General features: G+C 72.9%; 30 protein-coding genes. 15 read left to right on the plus strand and 15 right to left on the minus strand.

Annotated features, from left to right (window positions below; translation table 11 throughout):
* The first annotated feature begins 128 nt into the window (after positions 1 to 128).
* On the plus strand, positions 129 to 1,592 hold the full coding sequence (locus DQE82_RS23160) for a PepSY domain-containing protein (protein ID WP_113973863.1): 1,464 nt from the start codon (positions 129 to 131) through the stop codon (positions 1,590 to 1,592).
* A gap of 141 nt (positions 1,593 to 1,733) precedes the next feature.
* Here DQE82_RS23160 and DQE82_RS23165 read toward each other — a convergent pair whose 3' ends face one another.
* The 3 genes from DQE82_RS23165 to DQE82_RS23175 form a co-directional block, all read right to left on the minus strand.
* A complete protein-coding gene (locus DQE82_RS23165) occupies positions 1,734 to 2,378 on the minus strand; it encodes an alpha/beta fold hydrolase (protein ID WP_113973865.1) in 645 nt (214 codons plus the stop codon).
* Positions 2,379 to 2,417: 39 nt separating this feature from the next.
* Positions 2,418 to 3,392 (minus strand): DUF1152 domain-containing protein, encoded by a 975-nt coding sequence (locus DQE82_RS23170; protein WP_113973868.1) that lies wholly within the window; start codon positions 3,390 to 3,392, stop codon positions 2,418 to 2,420.
* A 73-nt stretch (positions 3,393 to 3,465) separates the two neighbouring features.
* Entirely contained in the window at positions 3,466 to 4,047 is a 582-nt protein-coding gene (locus DQE82_RS23175; RefSeq protein ID WP_233514744.1) for a carboxymuconolactone decarboxylase family protein, read from the minus strand.
* Between the two features lie 62 nt (positions 4,048 to 4,109).
* Between DQE82_RS23175 and DQE82_RS23180 the strand changes: the two genes are divergently transcribed.
* Entirely contained in the window at positions 4,110 to 4,766 is a 657-nt protein-coding gene (locus DQE82_RS23180; protein ID WP_064446208.1) for an HAD family hydrolase, read from the plus strand.
* On the opposite strand, the gene DQE82_RS23185 is transcribed toward DQE82_RS23180, so the two are convergent.
* Positions 4,763 to 5,428 carry an NAD(P)-dependent oxidoreductase gene (locus tag DQE82_RS23185; protein WP_113973870.1) on the minus strand — a complete coding sequence of 222 codons (666 nt, stop codon included), beginning with the start codon at positions 5,426 to 5,428 and terminating at the stop codon, positions 4,763 to 4,765. The two genes, DQE82_RS23180 and DQE82_RS23185, sit on opposite strands and share 4 nt — an antisense overlap.
* 60 nt (positions 5,429 to 5,488) lie before the next feature.
* Between DQE82_RS23185 and DQE82_RS23190 the strand changes: the two genes are divergently transcribed.
* The 3 genes from DQE82_RS23190 to DQE82_RS23200 are packed head-to-tail and all read left to right on the plus strand — an operon-like array spanning position 5,489 to position 6,956.
* Complete coding sequence (locus DQE82_RS23190) at positions 5,489 to 5,857, plus strand: helix-turn-helix domain-containing protein (RefSeq protein ID WP_223201100.1); 369 nt, start codon at positions 5,489 to 5,491, stop codon at positions 5,855 to 5,857.
* Between the two features lie 53 nt (positions 5,858 to 5,910).
* Positions 5,911 to 6,321: a diguanylate cyclase gene (locus DQE82_RS23195; protein ID WP_113973947.1), complete on the plus strand. Its 411-nt coding sequence runs from the start codon at positions 5,911 to 5,913 to the stop codon at positions 6,319 to 6,321.
* A gap of 29 nt (positions 6,322 to 6,350) precedes the next feature.
* Complete coding sequence (locus DQE82_RS23200; RefSeq protein WP_043324674.1) at positions 6,351 to 6,956, plus strand: YdeI family protein; 606 nt, start codon at positions 6,351 to 6,353, stop codon at positions 6,954 to 6,956.
* A 13-nt stretch (positions 6,957 to 6,969) separates the two neighbouring features.
* Here the strand turns inward: DQE82_RS23200 and DQE82_RS23205 are convergent, their stop codons facing one another.
* Positions 6,970 to 7,140, minus strand: a complete 171-nt coding sequence (locus tag DQE82_RS23205; RefSeq protein WP_233514745.1) for a hypothetical protein — start codon at positions 7,138 to 7,140, stop codon at positions 6,970 to 6,972.
* A gap of 171 nt (positions 7,141 to 7,311) precedes the next feature.
* Here DQE82_RS23205 and DQE82_RS23210 point away from each other — a divergent pair, with 171 nt between their 5' ends.
* Genes DQE82_RS23210 through DQE82_RS23220 form a run of 3 tightly spaced genes read left to right on the plus strand, consistent with a single transcriptional unit; the run spans position 7,312 to position 9,427 of the window.
* Positions 7,312 to 8,088: a hypothetical protein gene (locus DQE82_RS23210; RefSeq protein WP_233514746.1), complete on the plus strand. Its 777-nt coding sequence runs from the start codon at positions 7,312 to 7,314 to the stop codon at positions 8,086 to 8,088.
* A 19-nt stretch (positions 8,089 to 8,107) separates the two neighbouring features.
* Positions 8,108 to 8,872, plus strand: coding sequence for a cyclopropane-fatty-acyl-phospholipid synthase family protein (locus tag DQE82_RS23215; protein ID WP_233514747.1), 765 nt, complete (start codon positions 8,108 to 8,110; stop codon positions 8,870 to 8,872).
* Between the two features lie 57 nt (positions 8,873 to 8,929).
* Positions 8,930 to 9,427 (plus strand): YcxB family protein, encoded by a 498-nt coding sequence (locus DQE82_RS23220; RefSeq protein WP_064446213.1) that lies wholly within the window; start codon positions 8,930 to 8,932, stop codon positions 9,425 to 9,427.
* 85 nt (positions 9,428 to 9,512) lie between these two features.
* On the opposite strand, the gene DQE82_RS23225 is transcribed toward DQE82_RS23220, so the two are convergent.
* Positions 9,513 to 10,919, minus strand: coding sequence for an alpha/beta hydrolase (locus DQE82_RS23225; protein WP_113973875.1), 1,407 nt, complete (start codon positions 10,917 to 10,919; stop codon positions 9,513 to 9,515).
* A 164-nt stretch (positions 10,920 to 11,083) separates the two neighbouring features.
* Between DQE82_RS23225 and DQE82_RS23230 the strand changes: the two genes are divergently transcribed.
* Genes DQE82_RS23230 through DQE82_RS23240 form a run of 3 tightly spaced genes read left to right on the plus strand, consistent with a single transcriptional unit; the run spans position 11,084 to position 12,064 of the window.
* Entirely contained in the window at positions 11,084 to 11,278 is a 195-nt protein-coding gene (locus DQE82_RS23230; protein ID WP_064446215.1) for a hypothetical protein, read from the plus strand.
* A gap of 13 nt (positions 11,279 to 11,291) precedes the next feature.
* Positions 11,292 to 11,672: a VOC family protein gene (locus DQE82_RS23235; RefSeq protein ID WP_113973877.1), complete on the plus strand. Its 381-nt coding sequence runs from the start codon at positions 11,292 to 11,294 to the stop codon at positions 11,670 to 11,672.
* Entirely contained in the window at positions 11,669 to 12,064 is a 396-nt protein-coding gene (locus DQE82_RS23240; protein ID WP_113973879.1) for a hypothetical protein, read from the plus strand. Before DQE82_RS23235 ends, DQE82_RS23240 begins: the two co-directional genes overlap by 4 nt.
* Before the next feature lie 4 nt (positions 12,065 to 12,068).
* On the opposite strand, the gene DQE82_RS23245 is transcribed toward DQE82_RS23240, so the two are convergent.
* From DQE82_RS23245 to DQE82_RS23255, 3 genes are all read right to left on the minus strand, one after another.
* On the minus strand, positions 12,069 to 12,467 hold the full coding sequence (locus DQE82_RS23245) for a VOC family protein (protein ID WP_113973880.1): 399 nt from the start codon (positions 12,465 to 12,467) through the stop codon (positions 12,069 to 12,071).
* Between the two features lie 9 nt (positions 12,468 to 12,476).
* A complete protein-coding gene (locus tag DQE82_RS23250) occupies positions 12,477 to 13,265 on the minus strand; it encodes a hypothetical protein (RefSeq protein WP_051610962.1) in 789 nt (262 codons plus the stop codon).
* A gap of 189 nt (positions 13,266 to 13,454) precedes the next feature.
* The gene (locus DQE82_RS23255) at positions 13,455 to 13,991 is read right to left on the minus strand and encodes a TetR/AcrR family transcriptional regulator (RefSeq protein ID WP_187692440.1); all 537 of its coding nucleotides are present in this window, start codon (positions 13,989 to 13,991) and stop codon (positions 13,455 to 13,457) included.
* A gap of 67 nt (positions 13,992 to 14,058) precedes the next feature.
* On the opposite strand from DQE82_RS23255, the gene DQE82_RS23260 reads away from it, so the two are divergent.
* On the plus strand, positions 14,059 to 14,463 hold the full coding sequence (locus DQE82_RS23260) for a nuclear transport factor 2 family protein (RefSeq protein ID WP_064446221.1): 405 nt from the start codon (positions 14,059 to 14,061) through the stop codon (positions 14,461 to 14,463).
* Between the two features lie 20 nt (positions 14,464 to 14,483).
* Here the strand turns inward: DQE82_RS23260 and DQE82_RS23265 are convergent, their stop codons facing one another.
* The 4 genes from DQE82_RS23265 to DQE82_RS23280 form a co-directional block, all read right to left on the minus strand.
* Positions 14,484 to 14,942 (minus strand): hypothetical protein, encoded by a 459-nt coding sequence (locus tag DQE82_RS23265; RefSeq protein ID WP_113973883.1) that lies wholly within the window; start codon positions 14,940 to 14,942, stop codon positions 14,484 to 14,486.
* Between the two features lie 80 nt (positions 14,943 to 15,022).
* Positions 15,023 to 15,391, minus strand: coding sequence for a YciI family protein (locus DQE82_RS23270; RefSeq protein WP_069090174.1), 369 nt, complete (start codon positions 15,389 to 15,391; stop codon positions 15,023 to 15,025).
* 111 nt (positions 15,392 to 15,502) lie between these two features.
* A complete protein-coding gene (locus DQE82_RS23275) occupies positions 15,503 to 16,201 on the minus strand; it encodes a class I SAM-dependent methyltransferase (RefSeq protein WP_043324689.1) in 699 nt (232 codons plus the stop codon).
* Positions 16,198 to 17,055 carry a PhzF family phenazine biosynthesis protein gene (locus tag DQE82_RS23280; protein WP_104114230.1) on the minus strand — a complete coding sequence of 286 codons (858 nt, stop codon included), beginning with the start codon at positions 17,053 to 17,055 and terminating at the stop codon, positions 16,198 to 16,200. Before DQE82_RS23280 ends, DQE82_RS23275 begins: the two co-directional genes overlap by 4 nt.
* Before the next feature lie 72 nt (positions 17,056 to 17,127).
* On the opposite strand from DQE82_RS23280, the gene DQE82_RS23285 reads away from it, so the two are divergent.
* Positions 17,128 to 17,595, plus strand: a complete 468-nt coding sequence (locus DQE82_RS23285) for an SAM-dependent methyltransferase (RefSeq protein WP_064446222.1) — start codon at positions 17,128 to 17,130, stop codon at positions 17,593 to 17,595.
* Between the two features lie 15 nt (positions 17,596 to 17,610).
* On the opposite strand, the gene DQE82_RS23290 is transcribed toward DQE82_RS23285, so the two are convergent.
* The gene (locus tag DQE82_RS23290; RefSeq protein WP_233514748.1) at positions 17,611 to 18,408 is read right to left on the minus strand and encodes an SDR family NAD(P)-dependent oxidoreductase; all 798 of its coding nucleotides are present in this window, start codon (positions 18,406 to 18,408) and stop codon (positions 17,611 to 17,613) included.
* A gap of 98 nt (positions 18,409 to 18,506) precedes the next feature.
* Between DQE82_RS23290 and DQE82_RS23295 the strand changes: the two genes are divergently transcribed.
* Both DQE82_RS23295 and DQE82_RS23300 read left to right on the plus strand, forming a co-directional pair.
* Positions 18,507 to 18,890: a helix-turn-helix domain-containing protein gene (locus DQE82_RS23295; protein WP_233514749.1), complete on the plus strand. Its 384-nt coding sequence runs from the start codon at positions 18,507 to 18,509 to the stop codon at positions 18,888 to 18,890.
* Positions 18,891 to 18,934: 44 nt separating this feature from the next.
* Positions 18,935 to 19,432, plus strand: a complete 498-nt coding sequence (locus DQE82_RS23300) for a DinB family protein (protein ID WP_113973885.1) — start codon at positions 18,935 to 18,937, stop codon at positions 19,430 to 19,432.
* Positions 19,433 to 19,441: 9 nt separating this feature from the next.
* On the opposite strand, the gene DQE82_RS23305 is transcribed toward DQE82_RS23300, so the two are convergent.
* On the minus strand, positions 19,442 to 19,807 hold the full coding sequence (locus DQE82_RS23305; RefSeq protein WP_199496084.1) for an MmcQ/YjbR family DNA-binding protein: 366 nt from the start codon (positions 19,805 to 19,807) through the stop codon (positions 19,442 to 19,444).
* Between the last annotated feature and the right edge of the window lie 81 nt (positions 19,808 to 19,888).

The following is a 19,888-nucleotide window of genomic DNA, read 5'->3' on the forward strand; positions in this document are numbered from 1 at the left end:
GCGGACGAGGGAACTTCCTGACACACCTGACCGACTACTCGATCGGGACACGGCAGCCGGGCAGCCCACGGCTCGACGGGCACGGGCCACCCCGAACAAAAAGCCGATATTTTCGATCGGAGTAGTCGATGTCCGTCACCGAACTGTCCGGCGATCCCGCGCCGGACACCTCCACCGCCGCGCCGGCCGCTCGGCCGGGCCGCCAGCCCACGCCGTTCGCCGCGCTGCTGACCCGGCTCCATTTCTACGCCGGCATCCTGGTTGCCCCGTTCCTGCTGGTCGCCGCCCTGACCGGCCTGGCGTACACCATCACCCCCCAGCTGGACCAGGCCCTCTACGGCGACCGGCTGACCGTGGCCACCGTCGGTGACCAGCCGAAGACCCTCGCCCAACAGGTCACCGCCGCGCGGGCGGCGCACCCCGACGGCACCATCGCCGCCGTGGCGCCCGGCACCGGCGACCGGACCACCCAGGTGGTGTTCTCGCTCGAGGAACTCGGCGACAAGCAGCACACCGTCTACGTCGACCCGTACACCGGCGAGGTGACCGGGCGGCTCACCACCTGGTTCGGCTCCACCCCGGCCACCACCTGGCTCGACGACCTGCACCGCAACCTGCACCTCGGCGAGGTCGGCCGGCACTACTCCGAGATCGCCGCCAGCTGGTTGTGGGTTCTCGTTCTCGGCGGGGTAGTCCTGTGGTGGCGCCGCCGCAGCGCCACCCGCGCCCGGACGACACACCTGCTCGTACCGGACCTGACCGCCCGCAAGGGAGTTCGCCGTACCCGGGGCTGGCACGCCACCACCGGTGTCTGGCTCGCGGTCGGCCTGCTGTTCCTCTCCGCCACCGGCTTGACCTGGTCCCGGTACGCCGGCGCGAACTTCAGCACCGGCCTGGACACCCTGCGCGCCGGCACTCCGGAACTCTCCACCACCGTCGACGGCGTGGCCCCGCCCGCGGGCGGCGGTGAGCATCAGCACGGTGGCGCGGCGACCGGCACGGCGGACAATCCGGCGTCCTACGACAACGTGCTGGCCTCCGCGCGCAGCGCCGGACTCTCGGGACCGGTGGAGATCAGCCCTGCCGCGGAGCCCGGCCTGGCCTGGACCGTCGCCCAGGTCGACAACGCCTGGCCGGTCGCGAAGGATCGAATCGCCGTCGAGCCCACCACCGGCGCGGTCACCGCCCGCAGCGACTTCGCCGACTGGCCGCTGCTCGCGCAGCTCAGCAGCCTCGGCATCCAAGCCCACATGGGAATCCTGTTCGGGCCGATCAACCAGATCCTGCTCGCGGCGCTCGCTCTCGGTCTGCTCTGCGTCATCGTCTGGGGCTACCGCATGTGGTGGCAGCGCCGCCCCACCCGCGCCGGCCGTCGCGCCCCGCTCGGCTCACCGCCCGCCCGAGGTGGCCTCCGCGGGCTCCCGTGGTGGGCGCTGCTGCTCGGCGTACCGGTCACCCTGGCACTCGGCTGGGCACTGCCGTGGTTCGGCGTCACCCTGCTCGGCTTCCTCGTCGTCGATCTCGTCCTCGGCCTGCTCGCGCGTCGGCGCCGCCGGCCCCTACCCGTCTCACCCGCGCCGGCCGGCAGCTGACCCCGGCGGCTATCCGGCCGTCACCGCCTCGGAGAGGCCGGACAGCCGCCGTGAACCCTCAGTCGCGGATCCGCACGGCGCCTCGCCCCTCCCGATCAGCATGTCGTCGGGAGGAGCCGGACGGATCACGGCGAGGCGGGATCAGGACACCAGGTAGGCAGTCAGTCGGTCGGCGAGCGGGCCCGGGCGGCTGAGCGCCACCGCGTGGCCGCCGTCGATCTCGTCCGGCACCACCCCGAGCCGGTCGGCGGCCACCCGGCGCTGGAAGTCGGCGGGGAAGAACCGGTCGTCGCGGCCGATGAGCACCCTCGTCGGCACGGCCGGCCAGGCGGCGAGCGGCCACGGCTCGTCCCACTCCGCGCTGACCTGCTCCCGGCCGTGCGCGGGCGCCTCGGCGACGATCCCGGCCGGCACGCCGTTGTAGAACTGCTGTTCCTCGCTGAGCCCGTCCGGCTCGCGGTAGCCGGTGTTGCTCCACCAGTCCCCCGGCTTCTCGCCGGGCCGCGGAATCATCGGGGTGAGCAGGACCAGGAGGCGCACCGGCAGCCGGTCGGCGACCAGCGGTGCGGTGAACGCGCCGTACGAGTGCCCGACCACCACGAGGTCGTCCCGGTTGCCGACGGCGTCGATCACCGCCTGGTGGAAGTCGGTGAACCCCGCCGACCGGTCTCCGATCGGCAGCTCCGGCACCACCGCGTCGTGACCCCGGGCGGCCAGCTCGGGAACCAGCAGGTGCCAGTCCCACGCGCTGCCCCCGCCGCCGTGGATGAGCACGAACGTCGTCATGCCCGGACCCTCCCACACCGGTACGACAAGCCGTGATTGTCAGTGCGGATACGCCCGGGGCACGCGGGCGGCCCGCAGCTCGTCGCGGAACGCCTCGATGCGGGTGATGACCTGGCGCCGCCCGATCGTGTTCTCGATCCGGTCGAGGTAGAGACAGCGGGCGGCGAGCCGGGGCAGGTCGACCGAGAAGTAGATCGCCATCAGGGGGTTGACGAACAGGTCGCCGTCGCCGGTGCGCCGACTGAACCGTACGTCTCCGAACGCGCCGCCGGTGGCGGCGGCGATCTGCCCCTGGACGATGCTCGGCCGGTGCGGGGTGGCGGCCTGGGCCTGCGCGACCGCCTCTCGGTAGAGCACCGCCTCACGGCTGGAGCCGGGAATGGACAGCGCGCCGAGGTAGCCGCCCTCCCGGTCGAGGGCGGCCAGGTTCTCCAGCACCTCGACGTGGTTGACGCCGTCGTGCGCGTCGATGCCGAAACCGAGGCTGCTCACCAACCGGATCGGCACGTCCAGCCCGGCCACGGCGGCCAGGCTGGTGATGTCCTCCACCGGGGTGCCCAGGCCGCTCTCGTCGCCGCGCAACAGGATGTCGGTGCCGCCGTCGACGAGCACGATCGCGTCGACGTCGAGCCGGTCGACCAGGTGCCGGTACGCCTCGCGCAGCGTCTGCACGCCCAGCGGCGGGAAGGCGTACACGGTCGACGGCAGGTCCCGGCCCGCCAGCCAGCGGGCCAGGTGCCCCTCCGGGAAGTACCAGTCGGGGCTGAGGGTTTCCGGCCGGATCGCCGCGACGTGCTCGTCCACCCACACCTGCCGGTCGAGCAGTTCCAGCTCCGAGAAGGAGAGGCTGGCCAGGTGCACCCGCTTGCCGGCCTGCCACAGGGCCAGGGCCAGCGGCAGGCCGGCGTAGACGTCGAAGCCGCCACCGGCGCCGGCGATCAGGACGTCGTTCGCCGGAGCCAGTGCGGCGAACAACGGCGGAACGGCCAACGTGTACGCGGCGGTGTCGGTCACCAGATGATGATCTCCGCTCGCGTTCGGGCTCGCTGCCCCGTGGCCGGCCGGTCGAGGGCCGGGACCCGCTCGTTCAGGCCGGGCGGCCGAACGTGACCGCCTCCCGGACCAGCTCCGGCGCGTTCTCCACCAGTTGCGCGTCCGGCCGCGCGCCGAGCGCGTCGTTCACTGTGGAGAAGGCGAGCCGGAACGCGATCAGCGTGGTGGCCTCGAAGATCTCCCGGTCGTTCAGGCCGGCGTCGCGCAGGCGTTGGGTGTCGGCCTCGGTGGTGGCGTTCGGGTCCGTCACGACCCGGCGGGACCAGTCGGCCAGCGCCGTCTCCCGCTCGGACAGGGCCGCCTCGTCGCCGCGCAGCACCGCGGCGGCGGTCTCCTCGTCGCTCATCCCGGCCAGCCGCACGCCCCAGGCCAGCGAGCAGTACGAGTCGCCCCGCGCGGCTGCGGTGGCGGAGACCAGCACCGCCACCTCACGCGCGGACAGCGTGGACGCGGACAGCAGTTCGGCGCGCGTGTTCTGGAACGACATCAGCACGTCGGGTCGCCAGCACCAGACGCGGGTGAGGTTGTTGACGTAGCCGTCGGAGGAGAGGTCCTCCTCGTACGCGGCTTTCGCCGCCGGGCTCTGCGGCGGTTCGGGGAGGAAGGCGGCGCTCATGCGGGCAGTCTGCGCCACCCGGGCGCCCCCCACTGGCTGATCAACGACAGTACGATCCGCTGATGATCCGGGCGGTCTTCTTCGACGTGGGCGGGACGATCCTCGACGAGACGCGCGAGTTCGCGACGTGGGCGGACTGGCTGGGCGTACCCCGGCACACGTTCTCCGCGGTCTTCGGCGCGGTGATCGCCCGAGGGCTGGACTACCAGGAGGTGTTCCGAGCCTTCCGGCCCGACTTCGACCTCACCGCCGAACTCGCCCGCCGGGTCGCGGCCGGTGACCCGGAGTCGTTCGGCGAGGAGGATCTGTACCCGGACGCGCGGGCGTGCCTGACCGCCCTGAAGGACCAGGGTCTGCGCGTCGGCCTGGCCGGCAACCAGCCGGAGCACGCCGAGGCGACGCTGCGGACGCTGGACCTGCCGGTGGACGTGATCGGCACGTCGGCGGCCTGGGGCGTGTCGAAGCCCGCGCCGGAGTTCTTCGACCGGGTGGTCCGCGAGAGCGGCGGCGACGCGGCGGCGATCCTGTACGTCGGTGACCGGCCGGACAACGACGCCGCGCCCGCGATGGCCGCCGGCATGTCGGCGTGCCTGATCCGGCGCGGACCGTGGGGGCACATCCTCGACATGCCGGACGTGGCCGACCGGTGCCTGTTCCGCATCGACTCGCTGCACGAGCTGCCGGACCTGGTGGCGCGGCACAATGCGGCGGGCGGCTAGGCCGGGCCGTCACCGGTCACGGAGACCCGCGTCCGATGGTGGCGCGGCGACTCGATCTCGTCGACCACCGCCACCGCCAGATCGGCGTACGACAGGGGCGCCGACGCCGGGGCGCGCTCGCCGCCGAGGCGGTACCGGCCGGTGCGGGTACCGGCCACGTCCAGCGCGGCGGGTGGGGTGAGCACCAGCCAGTCGACTGTGGTGTCCGCCGCGCGGAGCCGGTCCAGGCCGGCGGCGTGGCTGAGCGCGAACGGCCGCAGCTCGGCGGGCAGCACGGCCGGGTCGTCGTAGAGGGGCCGGCCGTGCGCGTCGATCAGGGTGGCGAACAGGCCGATCGCCACGAGCCGGGGCACGTCCGCGCGGGCCAGGCCGTGCAGCAGCGCGTCGGCTGCCCGGACGAAGAACTCCGGATCGAGGCCGGCGGCGGCGAGCGCGTCCGGCCCGGAGGCCGGGCTGACCGCGTGGACGACGGCGTCGTGCCCGTACCCGATGGAGGTGACCGTCTCCGGGTCGGTGACGTCGCCGCGTACCGCGGAGGTGAGGTCGGGATGGCGGGCGGGGTCGCGGACGACGGCGGTGACGCGGTGGCCGCGGCGGTGGGCCTCGGCGGTGACGGCGCGGCCGGCCCGGCCGCCCGCGCCGAAGACGGCGATGCTGGTCATGGCGCGACGGTAGGACGCGGGGTGCCGGTTACCGCAACGGTACCGGGTTACGCTCGGGCGGTGACGCCGCTCGATCCGGACATGTTCCACCCCGCCTGTCCGTCGCGGATGATGCCGTTGCAGATCGGCGACAAGTGGACCGCGATGGTGGTGCTGTGCCTGGAGCACGGGCCGCGCCGGTTCACCGAGTTGCGGGCGCCGCTGCGCACGATCACGCCGAAGGTGCTGGCCGAGACGTTGCGGGCGATGGAACGCGACGGCCTGGTCACGCGGACCGCCTACGACGAGAACCCGCCGCGCGTGGAGTACGCGCTGACGCCGCTGGGGCGAAGCCTGCTGACGCTGGTCGCGGCCGCCCGGTCGTGGAGCGAGGCGCACCTGGACGAGTTGCTGGCGGCCCGCCGGTCGCACGATTCGCGGACGTCGTGACGGCGCCGGCCGGCACCGGGCGCGGCGGGCTGCGGAGGTTCGTTGCGAACGTGATGACGAACGTGCTCGCGAACCTCATCGCGGCGGCGATCATCTACGTGCTCGCCGCGGCCGCCGGGCTGCTCCCCCGCGACCCGGCGCTGATCCTCGCGGCGTTGTTACTCGTCGGCCTCGCCGCTGCCATGATCCTGATCTTCCTGATCAGTACGAACGCCTTCGCCGACAAGGAGGACATCCTCGGCGGGTGGATGGCGATCTCCCTCGGTGCGCCGATCCTGACCGCGGCCGTGGCGTACGCGTTCCGTGAGGGCGATCCGGCGGCGGGGGTCGCGGGCGGGCTGATGGGCGCGGGGCTCACCGGCGCAGGCGTGGCTTTGCTGGTGGCCGGACGGCGGCTGCGGCGAGCGGCCGATCCGTCGCCCGACGGCGAGCAGCCGGCGGCTGAGCCGCACGCCCGGCCCTAGCGTCGTACCCGTGGCATAGCCTTCCGGCCATGGGAACCGCCGAGCTGGACGAGCTGATCGTGCCCGACGCGGAGGCGCTGCGCGCGTGGTTGTCCGCCCACCACGACACGTCGCCCGGCGTCTGGCTCGCCCTGACCCGCAAGGGCGGCACGCTCACCACACTGACCTGGCAGCAGGCGGTCGACGAGGCGCTGTGCTTCGGCTGGATCGACGGGCAGGCCCGCAAGCGTGACCACGAGAGCTCCTGGATCCGGTTCACCCCGCGCCGGGCCCGCAGCTCCTGGTCGCAGCGCAACGTCGCGCACGTGGCCCGGCTGGAGGAGCAGGGGCGGATGACACCCGCCGGCCGCGCGGCGGTGGAGGCCGCGAAGGCGGACGGCCGGTGGGCGGCGGCGTACGCGCCTCCGTCGGAGGCCGAGCTGCCGGCCGACCTGCTCGCCGCCGTCGCCGCCGAGCCCGCCGCCCAAGCCATGCTCGACGTCCTCACCAGCGCCAACAGGTTCGCGCTCATCCACCGGCTGAACGCGGTCAAGCGCGCGGAGACCCGGGAACGCAAGATCGGTGAGTTCGTCGCCATGCTGGCCCGCCACGAGACGTTCCACCCGCAGAAGGCGAAGCCGCCGGCCACGCCGTGACCCACGTCCCGGCTCACGAGTGGTCCCGGACGAACGCGCGCAGGAGCGCGGCGCACTCGGCCGCGTGGGTCTCCAGCAGCAGGTGGCCGCCGTCGAAGAGGTGCGCGTCCATCCGGGTCCAGCGCGCGATGCTGCGCGAGCACCTGTCCACGTCGAAGTAGGCGTCGTGCCGGCCCCACAGCACGAGCGCCGGGGGTTGGTGGGCGCTGTGGTACTCGGCGACCGGCGGGTCTGACCGGGCGTACGCTCGAACGACGCCGTCGTGGATGCGGGCCCGGATCCCCGGCGCGCGCGTCGCGGGTCAGCCAGCCGCGAGGGACATCGCGTTCCGGTCGGCCCGGGCATGATGAGGCGCATGCGGGTAGCGATGGCGACCGACGCGGGACATCCGGGCCGTACCAATGAGGATTTCGCCGGCGCCGTACCCTGCGGCCTGGTCCTGGTCGACGGCGCCGGCGGCATCGCGGGCGCGGACGAGGTCTGCCGTCACGGCATCGCCTGGTACGCGACCCGCCTCGGCGGTGCGCTGCTCGGCGCGCTGGCGCAGGAGCGGAGCCTGCGCGACGTGCTGGCCGAGGGCATCGAGCGGGTCACCGACCAGCACCGCGACACCTGCGACGTCGCCCACCCGATCAGCCCGTTCGCCGCGGTGGCGATGCTGCGGTTCTCCGGCGGGACCGTCGAGCACCTGGTCCTCGGTGACGCGGTCGCGCTGGTCGGCCGGGCGGCCGGTGATCCCGTCGTCGCCCACGATCCGCGTGAGGTGGTGATCGCCCGAGCCTTCGAGGAGCGGCTGAAGGACGTGCCGGAGGGCGGCGACGAGTACCGGCGGCTGCTGATGGAGCTGCGGTCCCGCCGCAACAGCCCCGGCGGCTTCTGGGTCGCCAAGGACGATCCGGCGGTGGTGGCCGAGGCGGTCACCGGCGAGTGCCCGGCCCACGACGTGACCGGCGCGGCGCTGCTCAGCAACGGCGCGAGCCGTCTCGTGGACACGTTCGGCCTGACCGACTGGCCGGGGCTGCTGCGCCTGCTGGAGACCGCCGGCCCGGACGAGGTCATCGCCCGGGTCCGGGCGGCGGAGGCACGCGGGGGCGTCGCCACCGACGACGCGACGATTGTCTGCCGCGCCTGACCGGCACGACAATCCGGCTGTGCTCGTGTTGACTGCGGCGATGGACCGTCAACGGCTCAGCAGCATCGCGCACTCGCACCACCCGATCGCGGCGCCGCTCTCCGGCGTCAACGTCAACCGGCTGCTGCGCCGGGCCGGTCGCCGGCCGGCGGCCCGGATCCTCGACCTGGGCTGCGGGGAGGCCGCCTGGGCGTTACAGGCCCTCGCGCACCACCCGGACGGGCACGCCGACGGCGTGGACCTCAACCCGTACGCGCTGGAACGCGCCACGGAGGCCGCCGCCGTGCGCGGCCTCGCCGACCGGCTCACGCTGCACGAGCGCGACGCCCGGTCGTACGTGCCGGACGGCGACTACGACCTGGTGCTCTGCGTCGGGTCGACGCACGCGTTCGGCGGGTTCGGCGAGACGCTGGAACTGGCCGGCCGGCACGTGAACGCCGACGGCGTCCTGATGGTGGGCGAGGGATTCTGGCAGGTGCCGCCGACGCCGCAGGCGCTGGCGGCGCTGGGCGCGAAACCCGACGACCACACCGACCTCGCCGGTCTGGTCGCGGCCGCCGAGCAAACCGGCTGGACCCCGGTGTACGCGCACGTCAGCGACGCCGCCGAGTGGGACGACTACGAGTGGTCGTGGACCGGTTCGCTGACCGAGTGGGCACTGGACAACCCGGGTCACCCGGATGCCGCCGGCGCGCTCGCCACCGCCCGGGAGCACCGGGACCAGTGGCTGCGCGGATACCGCGGCGTGCTGGGGTTCGTGACGCTGGTGCTGCGCCGGATCTGACCGCCCGCCGGCGCGGGTCCGGCTCGGGACAGGCGGGCGGGGCACTATCGTTCGGGCGTGCAGATCCGTTTCGCCGTACCGGCCGACCCCGCCTATCCGGCCCGCGTGGCCGCCGCGCTCGCCGCCGCCCGGCTGCGCCGCTTCGGCTACATCGGCGCGGTCCTCGCCGCGATCGGGGTGATCGGCTGGGTCGCTTCGCAGGCCTCGGAGCGGGGTGGCCGCTTCGCGTCGCTGTGGACCGCGTTGATCGTGGCCGGCGTGCTGTCGATGCTGTACGCGCCGTGGGTGCGGTGGCGGGCCCGGCGCCGCTCCGGCGGCTACGCGGTCGAGGGCGGCTACGACATCGACGACCGTAACATCATGATGCGCAGCGGTTCGGAGTCCGGCGGCATCGCCTGGGACGGCGTCGAGCGGGTCACCGAGACCCCGGATTTCTGGATCGTGTACGTGGGACGGATGCCGGCCACGGTGATCCCCCGGTGGCTGATGTCCGCCGAGGACGCCGGGACGCTGCGCGCCTTCATGGCCGGACGCGGACTGCTCGGCGACCGTTGACGAGGTTCTGATCGGCTGTACGTGTTGCGTCGCCGACCTGTCCGGCGGGTCGCGTCAACCTGCCGCACCGGCGGTCCCGCAGCGGTCAGCTTGCCGGGCATCGCGTGCCCGGGGCGGGCACGGTCAGGTCGACGAGGTACCGGTCCACCACCGCGGTCGTGCAGTCGGTGCGCTGGTAGGTGCCGTGGCCCCAGCCCTCGTAGGTGACCAGGCGTCCGTGCCGGCCGAGTTGCCGGGCGACGTTCACGGCCCAGGCGTAGCCGGTTCGGGGATCGTGCCGGGCGTTGAGCAGCAGCAGCGGCGTGCGGGTGTGCACGTTCAGCTCGTGCGGCGGGTTGCGGACCGGGGACGGCCAGCCCAGGCACGTCTGCACGGCCAGGAGGCCGGCGCCGTACCGGACGTCCGGGGCGACGGCCCGGGCGTCCCGGACCACGCCGGCGTACGCGGCGTAGTCGCGTACCTGCGCCGGCCAGTCCGCGCAGAACGCCGCGACGGAGACCGGGAGATTCACTTCCGGTGGCGGCGTACCGGCGGCCATGTCCCGCACGATCACCGCGAGTTGCGGCCAACGCGGACCGGCGAGCAGGCCGAGCGCCACAGCGGTGACGTCGAAGGCGGTACGGGGGGCGTACTCGCCCCGGTCCGCGCGGGCCAGCGCCTGCGCCCAGACCGCCCGCACGTCGCGTGCGTGGAGCACGCACTCCGGCGACCTGTCGCACCAGGACACGAACTCGTCGAACGAGTCCTGCAACGCGGCGGCCTGCGTCCGCACGAAGGAGCGCACGTCGAGGCTGTGGTCGAACACGCCCTCCAGCACGACAGCCCGCACGCGGCCGGGGTACCGCTCGGCGTACTGCTGGCCCAGCAGCGTGCCGTACGAGCTGCCGTGGAAGGACAGCTGCCGCTCCCCCAGCGCCCGCCGCAACGCGTCGAGGTCACGGACGGTGCTGAGCGTGTCGGCGTGGTCGAACACCGGGCTGGTCGGACGGCACCTGCGCCACAGCGCCTGGTTGTAGGCCACCGCGGCGTCGAAGTCGGCCTGACCGGTCAGCGGGACGGCCGGCTTGCGCAGCGCCGGATCCGGGGCGCAGACCGGCGCGGCGGTGCGGGCGACCGTACGCGGGTCGAAACTGACCAGGTCGAACCGGTCCAGCAACTCGTCGCTGAACCGGTCGCCCTTGCGGATCCGTTCCACTCCCGAGTCGCCGGGGCCTCCCGGCCCGAACACCAGCGTGCCCACCCGCTGCTCCGGCAGGCGCGCGGACCGGCGTGCCACGGCGAGGTCGACCGTCGGACCGTGCGGCCGGGCCCAGTCCACCGGCACCCGCAGCCGGGCGCACCGCACGCGTTCATCCGGCGGGACGTCCGGCAGGTCGTCGGCGCACTCGCTCCACACGAGCCGCTGCGGCGGAAGCCCGGCGCGCGCCGCGCCGGGCAGTCCCGCCAGGACGGTGAGCGCGGCCAGAGCGACGGCCACGGTACGTCGGAACACGGCACCTCCCGGTGTCTTGGATGCCTGTCGATTCTTCAGCGGCGTCCCACCCGAGTCCCATACGGAAACGCCCCGATATGCCCGTCGGGTCTTTCCCCCATTCCGTCCCTGACGGGCCGAAGGACGGGCAGGCGAGCCGCACCGTGGCGGTCTAGCATCGGGCGATGACGTCGTCCCTGGACCGCCTGCCGAAGATCAGCGCGCCGGCCACGCGGGCGCTGACCGCGGCCGGCTACACCACGCTGCGCCGGCTCGCCGGTGTACCGCGCGCGGAGCTGGCCCGCCTGCACGGCATGGGACCGAAGGCGCTGGGCGTCGTCGAGGCCGCCCTCGCCGAGCACGACCTGCGGCTGAGCTGACGAGGCGATCGCGATGCCGCTCGGCAGGCTCCACCACCTGATCGTCGACTGCCCGGATCCGATGACCGAGGCACGCTTCTGGAGCGCGGTCCTCGGCGACCCGATCACGTACGCGGACGACGACTTCGCCGTGGTGTCGGCCGGTACGGCGGCGTCCGGGCTGGCGTTCCAACGCGCCCCCGAGCTGACGCCGCCGACGTGGCCGGAGCCGGAAGTGCCGCAGCAGATGCACCTCGACGTGATGGTCGACGACCAGGACACGGCCGGTGCGGCGGTACTCGCGCTGGGCGCGCTGCGGCTGCCGGGCGACCACGTGTACGCCGACCCGGCCGGTCACCCGTTCTGCCTGATCCGGCGCCCGACCTGGGCGCCGTCGGTGGGCGGGCCCGCGTGACCGACGACCGACGCGTACGCCGGGTCCGCCCCTACCACTGGGGTGCCGTCTACCTCAGCGACGCCCTCTGCGAGACCGACTTCGACATCGACTTCCACGCCGGGGACGCGCCGGTGTTCGCCACGACGCACCACGTCGCGGTCGTGGTCGCCTCCGCCGCCGTGGCGGACGAGGGAGAGGCAGATGTCACCCTCGACATCCGGGTGACGTCGAAGCGCGTCACGGGGCACCCGTACGAGGTGACACTGGACGTCCCGTCCGGGCGGCTCTACGTCGGCGACGCCGACGACAACGACGAGATCGAGTTGGCGCCGGGCCGCTGGCTGCTGCAGTTCACCGTGGACGACGCGACGGAGGCCCGGCACGTCGAGCTGGTGGTGTCACCGCTCTGACCGGTCACGGCCTCTCCTGGTAGGAGATGAACTCCAGCAGGCTTCCGTCCGGGTCGCGGAAGTAGACACTGGTCCCGGTGCCACCGGCGCCGGCCCGCCGGACCGGTCCGGTCTCCACCTCGACGTCGTGCCGCCGCAGGTGCGCCACCGCCTCCTCGATCGGCCCGGCCCAGACGAAACAGATGTCGCTGTTGCCCGGACGGACGGGAATCCGGGCCACGTTGCCGCCGAGGTCGAGACCCGGCCCGTGCACGCTCAACCGGTGGGGGCCGATCCGGAAGGCGACGCGGTCGCCGCCGACGCCGATCACCTCGGCGCCGACGACGTCGCGATAGAAGTCGGTGGCGGACCGCCAGTCGGACACGGCGATGACGACGTGGTCCAGTCCGGTCACGGGCGCCATGCGATCACCCTATTGGCCGGACGGCGTCCGCTCCCCCGGATCCGCCGAGACCGCCACCGGCGGGCCCGCCTTCAGGTGCCGGGCGAAGAACCGGTTCGCGGCGTCCCCCTCGAACCACGGCACGCCGGTGTGCCCGCCCATGTTGGCGTGCAGCGTCTTCTCCGACGAGCCGAAGGCGTCGAACAGGTCCAGCGCCATCCGCCGGTCGTTGCCCTCGTCGTCCCACTGCAACAGGACGTGCAGCGGGATGGTGACCCGCCGGGCCTCCTCGATGATGGCGCGCGGCACGAAGCTTCCGGCGAACAGGAGCGCGGCCACGATGCGCGGTTCGACCACCGCCAGCCGTACGCCGATCGAGATCACCCCGCCGGCGTACCCGACCGGGCCGCCGACCTCGGGCAGCGCGAGGAGCGCGTCCAGCGCGGCCCGGCACTCCGGGACCGCCTCCTCCACCAGCGGCAGGACGAGCCGGTCGACCACCTCGTCGGCGACCCGCTCGCCGGCTGCCAGTGCCCGGCGCAGGTCGGCGCGGGCCTGCTCCGCGGCGGCGGACGAGGGCCGGTCGCCACCGCCGGGCAGTTCGATGGTGGCGGCGGCGAAGCCCTGTTCGACGCAGCCCTGCGCCCGGGCCGCCAGGCGGGGATACATCCGGCGCAGTCCGCCGGGGTGGCCGAGCAGGATCAGCGGGGCCGGCGCCGACGTGGAGGCGGGCGTCCACAGGATGCCCGGGATCTCGCCGAGGGTGAACTCGCGTTCGCGGACGCCGTCGGCGAGGCGCTGTTCGGAGGTGAAGCGCATGGTCGTGCCTTTCGGGAGTGCGACGGCGCTCCCGGACGACCTATCGCCCGGCCGTGACCCCCGAGGGGAGCACCCATGTCGATACTGCGGTCACGGGTACCACCTCCCTCGTTCTCGGCACGGCCACCGGCAAGGTAACAGCGCTCGCCGGGCGGGCCAACCGGTTTATCGCGGTGTGATCCCGGACCGTCAGCCGCGCTCGAAGCCGGCGAAGACGACCGCCAGCGTCCGGGCTTGCAGGTGCTCGTCCCATCCGCCGTGCAGCGCGCCCTGGCACATGCCGGTGAGCAGCGCCATCACCTCGGGTAGCCGTACCGAGTCGGCGACGGTTCCGTCGGCCTGGGCCTGTTGCAGCAGCCTGCCCATCGCCTCCTCCAGGTGACCTACCGCATCCGGGAGCCGGATGTCCACGCCGGATCCGGCGAGCAGTTCGACTGCCGTCTTCTTCGCGGCGGCCTGGGCCACCGTGTGTCTGAAGAAACCGAAGAGGTCGTGTCGTCCCGCCTCCTCGGTGAGCTGTGCGAGCAGTCGCTTCATGAGCGCGGCGAGCAGGTCCTCCTTGGTGGGGAAATGACGGAAGACCGTGCCGATGGCAACGCCGGCCCGGCGGGCCACCTCCTCGGTGGAGGCGCGGGCGCCGAACTCGGCGAAGACCGCCTCGGCGGCGTCCAGGATGCGTGCCCGGTTGCGTTGCGCGTCGGCGCGCAGGGGCGGACCCTCTACCAAAGTGAGTCTCCACTCATTATTCTCGGAGCCACAAGTCGAGTCATGACTCATTATCGCGGAGGCCGACGTGACACCACAGCAGATCTTCGAGAGCATGCGCGCCAGGTGGCTGGCGAACCTGCCCACCTTCGAGGCCGATTCGCTGGCCGACGACGTGGTGATCGAGACGCCCTTCGCCGCGCCCGGCCACCCGACCCGCACCGAGGGGAAGCAGTCCGTTCTCGAGTACACGCGAGCGGGCCGGGCGTCGTTCCCGGTGCGGTTCGACGAGTGCCGCGGCGTGGTCGTACACGAGACCGCCGATCCCGAGGTGATCGTGGTCGAGTACGAGCTCGTCGGCACGCACACGGTGACCGGGGTGACCGCGTCCGCGCCGTTCATCGGGGTGTTGCGGACCCGGGACGGCAAGCTGGCCCACTGGCGCGAATATCAGCACACACTCGCCATCGCCGGGGCCGCCGGCCCGGCATGAGCCGGCATCAGCGCCGCGGCTCAGGTGGTCGGTGTCGGCGACGGGGCGAACGGCCACGGCTGCGGCCCGAACAGCGCCGTGCACGCGGACAGGAGCCCGCGCTGCGCCTCGGCCATACGGGCGTCGACCGGGCCGGTGTCCTCGTTCGGGTCGTTGCGGACGAACATGTCCCCGGATTCCTTCGCCGCCACCGCCAGCCGTTCGCCGGCGTCCCGGACGCCCGGGTCGGCCGCCTTGCGGGCACGCATGGCGATCGGCGAGTTCGAGGTGAAGCGGACGTCCTGCTGCTCGACCACCCGGGCCACCATGTTGCACGCACCGGCCGCGACCTTGTCCGCGGGCGCGGTCGAGCCGGCCTGAGGAGCGGCCGAGGCCGACGCGGACGACGACGGGGTGGCGGACGTCGACGGCACGGGTTCCGCGGGCGCACACGCGGAGACGACGAACAGCAGGGAGAGCGCGGCGAGTTCACGTTTCACCGCACGAGGCTAGCGATCATGGTAGGCGTGGCCTCCGTCCGGGTGCCCCGCCCACCGTCGTCGCGTCGACATCGGACCGGTCAGCGGCCCGCCGCGCGGAGCATCGCCTCCGTCTCAGGGTCGGGCATGACCTCCCGGACCTCCTGGGCGCAGCGGCACGAGACGGCGATCTTGGCGGCCCACTTCAGCGCCTCGTCGCGTGAGGCCACGTCGAGGACCACAAACCCGCCGATGACCTCCTTGGTCTCCGGGAACGGCCCGTCGGTGACCACCCCGTCCGTGCCCACGATGCTCGCCTGCTGACGTTCGAGCCCGGTGCCGTACACGAACACGCCAGCGTTCACGGCCTCCTGGATGACCGCGTGCGCGTCCTTGCCCACCTGGGGGATCTCCTCCGCGGGGATGTGGTCCATCGCGCCGTCGTTGAACGAGATCAGGTACCGCGGCATGCCATGACTCCCTTGTCCGGGCGGCCGGTCCGGCCGCCTCTCACCCGTCCTACGAACGAGCCGACCCGGATCCGACGTTATACGCCGCTCGACGTTATGCGCCGCTCGGATTCAGTGCGCTTCGAGAACGAAGAAGATGAAGCAGAGGAAGGCCGTACGGCCGTCGAGTTCCGGGGGCAGCAGCTCGCGCGGCGTGTCGGGCGAGAACGGCGGTTCGCTGATCACCGAGAGCCGGAAACCCGCGTCGGTGAACGCCGCCGTCATCGCGTGCAGCGGCCGGTGCCAGTAGGTGAGCGTGGCGCGCTGCCCGTCGAAGTCGTACTCCTCTGACCAGCTCGCGACGGCGAAGTAGTCGGCGTCCGGGAACGCCACCTCGTACCCGATCGGATGGTTCACCGACACCAGGAGCCGGCCGCCGGGACGCAGCACACGGCGCAGCTCGGCCAACGGCGCGGTCCAGTCCTCCAAGTAGTGCAGCACCAGCGACACGATCACGTCGTCGAACGCGCCGTCGGCGAGCGGCAGCGGCGCGCCCAGGTCGGCCACCAGCAGCGTCGCGTCCCCGCCGAGCCGCTCGCGGGCCAGCTCCACCATCGCCGGGCTGCCGTCGAAGCCGGTCACGACGGCCCCGCGCGCGGCGAGCGCCTCGGACAGCGGGGCGGTGCCACAGCCCGCGTCGAGGATCCGCCGGCCCCGCACGTCCCCGGCGAGTTCCAGCATCGCGGGCCGCTCGTAGTAGGCGTTGAACAGGCTGGACTCGTTCTCCGCGGCGTACCGCTCGGCGAAGCCGTCGTAGTGGTCCGGCCTCACCGGGCCGCCTCAGCGGGTGGAATGGGCACGGCGGTGCCGGTCACCGCGATCCCGGCGCCGGGATCGGCGGGGATGCCGACGGTGAGCAGGCTCGGGCGGCCCATGTCCTCGCCCTGCCGCACGGTGACTGTGGCGGGCGGCCGCACCAGGCCCATCTCGCGCAGGTAACCGCCGAACGCGGCGGCCGCCGCGCCGGTCGCGGCATCCTCGACCACGCCGCCGGGCGGGAACGGATTGCGCGCGTGGAACACCAGCGGGGACTCGCGATGCACCAGGTCGATCGTCGTCCAGTCCCGCTCGGCCATGAGCGCGCTCAGCGCCGCCATGTCGTAGTCCAGGTCCGCCAGGCGCTGCCGGGTCGCGGCGGCCACGATCGGATGCCAGGCCCCGGCGTACGCGACACGCGGCGGCAGCGTCGCGTCGAGATCGTCCGGCGACCAGCGCAACGCGGCGAGCAGCGCCGCCAGGTCGTCCGCGCCCAGCGGTACGGTGCGCGGCGCGACGCTGGTGAGCGTGGCGGTGGTGGTGCCGTCGGCCTGCGCGCTCGTGGCGACCTCGACCAGTCCGGCGCGGGTGTCCAGGTGCAGCGCGCCGGGGCCGTGCCGCTGCGCGTACGCGACCGCGGACGCGATCGTCGCGTGCCCGCAGAACGGCACTTCCGCCTTCGGGCTGAAGTAGCGCACCGTGAACCGCCCGCCCTCGCCGGGCAGGAGGAACGCCGTCTCGGAGTAGCCGACCTGCGCCGCCACCTGCTGCATCTCCGCGTCATCCACCCCGGTGGCGTCGAGCACGACACCGGCCGGGTTGCCGCCGGCCGGGTCGGCGGTGAACGCCGCGTATCGGAGAACGTCCATGATCATGAGCCTAGCGCCGGTGGCCCGGCTCGTGGGCCCCCGTGACGAGCCACGCGGAACTACTCTCCGGGCATGCCCAGCTTCGAGATCACCCCCATCGGCACGGTCCGCAACGACCGGACGGACATCCAGCACAGCGACAACTGGGGCGCCGTCCGCAGCACGATCGTCGTCGACGAGCGCTTCGGCGAGGCGTGCCTGCAGGGCCTGGAGGAGTTCTCGCACGTGGAGGTCGTGTTCGTCTTCGACCGGTTCCCGGACGGCGGCGACCACCGCGAGCCCCGTCCCTACCGGGGCCGGGCCGACCTGCCGCCGATGGGCGTGTTCGCCGGCCGTGGTCCCCGTCGGCCGAACCGGATCGGCGTGACGTGCTGCCGCATCGAGTCGGTCCACGGCCGGGAACTGACGGTGGTGGGCCTCGACGCGGTGTCCGGCACGCCGGTCATCGACCTGAAGCCGGTGCTGGTGGAGTTCGTCCCCACGAACGTCCGGCAGCCGGAGTGGGTCAGCAGCATGATGTCCGACTACTTCCGGCCGTAGCGTCGGCGCGGCGCCTCACCGCAGCAGCCTCTCCGTGAGGTCCATCAACCGCTCGGCGTTATGAGGGTCGAGGGTCGGGAAACCGGGCGGAAGTTGCTTCCCCCGGTCGACGGCGGTCACCGGCGCGGTCGGCGGCGCGTCCAGGAACCGGTGAATCGGCGCCACCGCGTCCGCGACGGACCGGGCGGCGACCGCCGCCGCCACCGCGAGCAGCCCCCTTACCACGAACGGGAGCGCGCTACGGTCACCGCTCCTGGTGAACCCGGGATGGTAGAGCACGTATCGGGCGCGGCTGCCGGACCGCTGGGCGAAGCCCACGCCGAGCAGGTCGTTGGCCCGCCCGGCCTGCAACTGGGCGGCGACGGCCGAGTAGCCCTCCCCCATCTGCGGATCGGCCCAGCGCACCTCGCCTCTCGTGACCCCGACACCGGCGACGTTCACGATCACCGGCGCGACCGCCCGGTCCAGGGCCGGACGCAGACCGAAACTGAGCAGGTAGCGACTGACGTAGTAGAGCGCGAACGTACGCTCCAGTCCCTCCACCGTCTCGACGCGACGCGGCGCCACCGCGTTGGCGAACAGCGTCAACGCGTCCACGACCTGGTGCTCGCCGAGGATGTGCTCGATGACCTGCCGCGTCTCGGCCGTGCTGGACAGGTCGACGGGAAGGAAGGCGATCAGGCCGCCGGCCATCGCCTCGCCACGTGCACGGTTGCGGCCGAGCACCAGGACGCGGTCGCCACGTTCGGCCCGCCCCAGGGCGAACGCACGCCCCATTCCGTTCGTGCCGCCACTGACCACCACGACGCCCACGTCGCCCCCTTATCGTGTGCTCATCGACCTGCCCCATCCTGGGCAGCAGGCCGGCGGAGGCGAAAGAAGGCACTTTCATGTCCACAGGTGACACCGATGTGAGTGCCTCGCTGCTCGATCATCGGCTGCCGGTGCCGGTTCCGGCCGGCGAGTACGACCGCTGTCCGGTCACCGACCTGCTGCGGCGGGTGAGCGACAAGTGGACGCTGTTGCTGATCACCCTGCTCGGCCGGCATCCGCACCGGTTCAACGAGTTGCACCGCGCCGTGGAGGGCATCAGCCCGCGCATGCTCAGCCGGACACTGCGTGCGCTGGAAAGCGACGGCCTGGTCGAGCGTGAGGTGTTTCCGACGGTGCCGCCGGGCGTCGAGTACCGGCTGACGCCACTCGGTGTCAGCCTTCTGGAGCCGCTTTCCGCGCTGGCCGACTGGGCGGTCGCTCACCACGCCGAGATCGTCGCGGTTCGTCAGCGGCCCGCCTGATACACCCCGCGCTCATCCGGCCGCCGATCTGGAATGCTGCGTCCATGCCGTCCTTCCCGCCCACCTTCTCCGCCGAAGTCGTCGCGCAGCCGGTCCAGGCCCAGTTCGAGGCGTTTCTCGACGAACACCGCGACGCGCTCGACCGCTGCCTGGACGGACTGACCGAGGAACAGGCGCGCCGATCGTTGGTGGCCTCCCGCACCACGCTGCTGGGTCTGGTGAAGCACGCCACCTTCGTCGAGAAGGTCTGGTTCGACGAAGCCGTCACGGGTCGGTCTCGCGCCGAGATCGGCATCCCGGAGCGGTCGGAGGACTCGTTCCTCCTCGACGACGGCGACACGATCGCCGGGGTCCGGCAGGCCTACCGCGACTCCCGGGACGCGTCACGCCGGGCGACCTCCACGCGAGGTCTGGACGACATGCTCACCGGGCACCGACGGGGGCCGCTTCCGCTGCGCTGGGTGTATCTCCACGTCCTGCGCGAGCTCGCCCAGCACTGCGGGCACGCGGACATCCTCCGGGAGCAGATCCTCGACGGATAGCGTGCGGGGTCACGCGCCGGGTTCACCGGTGAGCGAGCCGGGGGCACGCATCCGCCACGCGTCGGTGACCAGTTCCGTCAGACGCTCGACGCCGACGCGCGCCAGCCGCAGCATGACCAGGGGCAACCCTTCGTACGCGGGGGTGGTGAAGAAGAGGTCGGGCTCGCCGAGGAGCAGGGCCTGTTTCTCCGCCTCGTCGCCCACGTACAGCACGGCGATGTCGGTGCGGATGCGCCGCGGCTTCCCGGGCGTACGTTCGGGATAGGACCAGACGAACCCCTTGCCGGCGACCCGGAAGTCGAAGCCGTCACTGTCGATCTCGACCACGTCGGGCAGCGACAACGCCACCCGACGCACGTCGTCCGCGTCAACCATGACGGTCACCCCGGGACCCCGCCTTCCGCACCGGCACAGCCTAGCCACCGCGCCGCCCCGCAGCAGTCAGGTCCGGGCTGC

The organism is Micromonospora sp. LHW51205 (assembly GCF_003315815.1).
GTDB classification, from domain to species: domain Bacteria; phylum Actinomycetota; class Actinomycetes; order Mycobacteriales; family Micromonosporaceae; genus Micromonospora; species Micromonospora chalcea.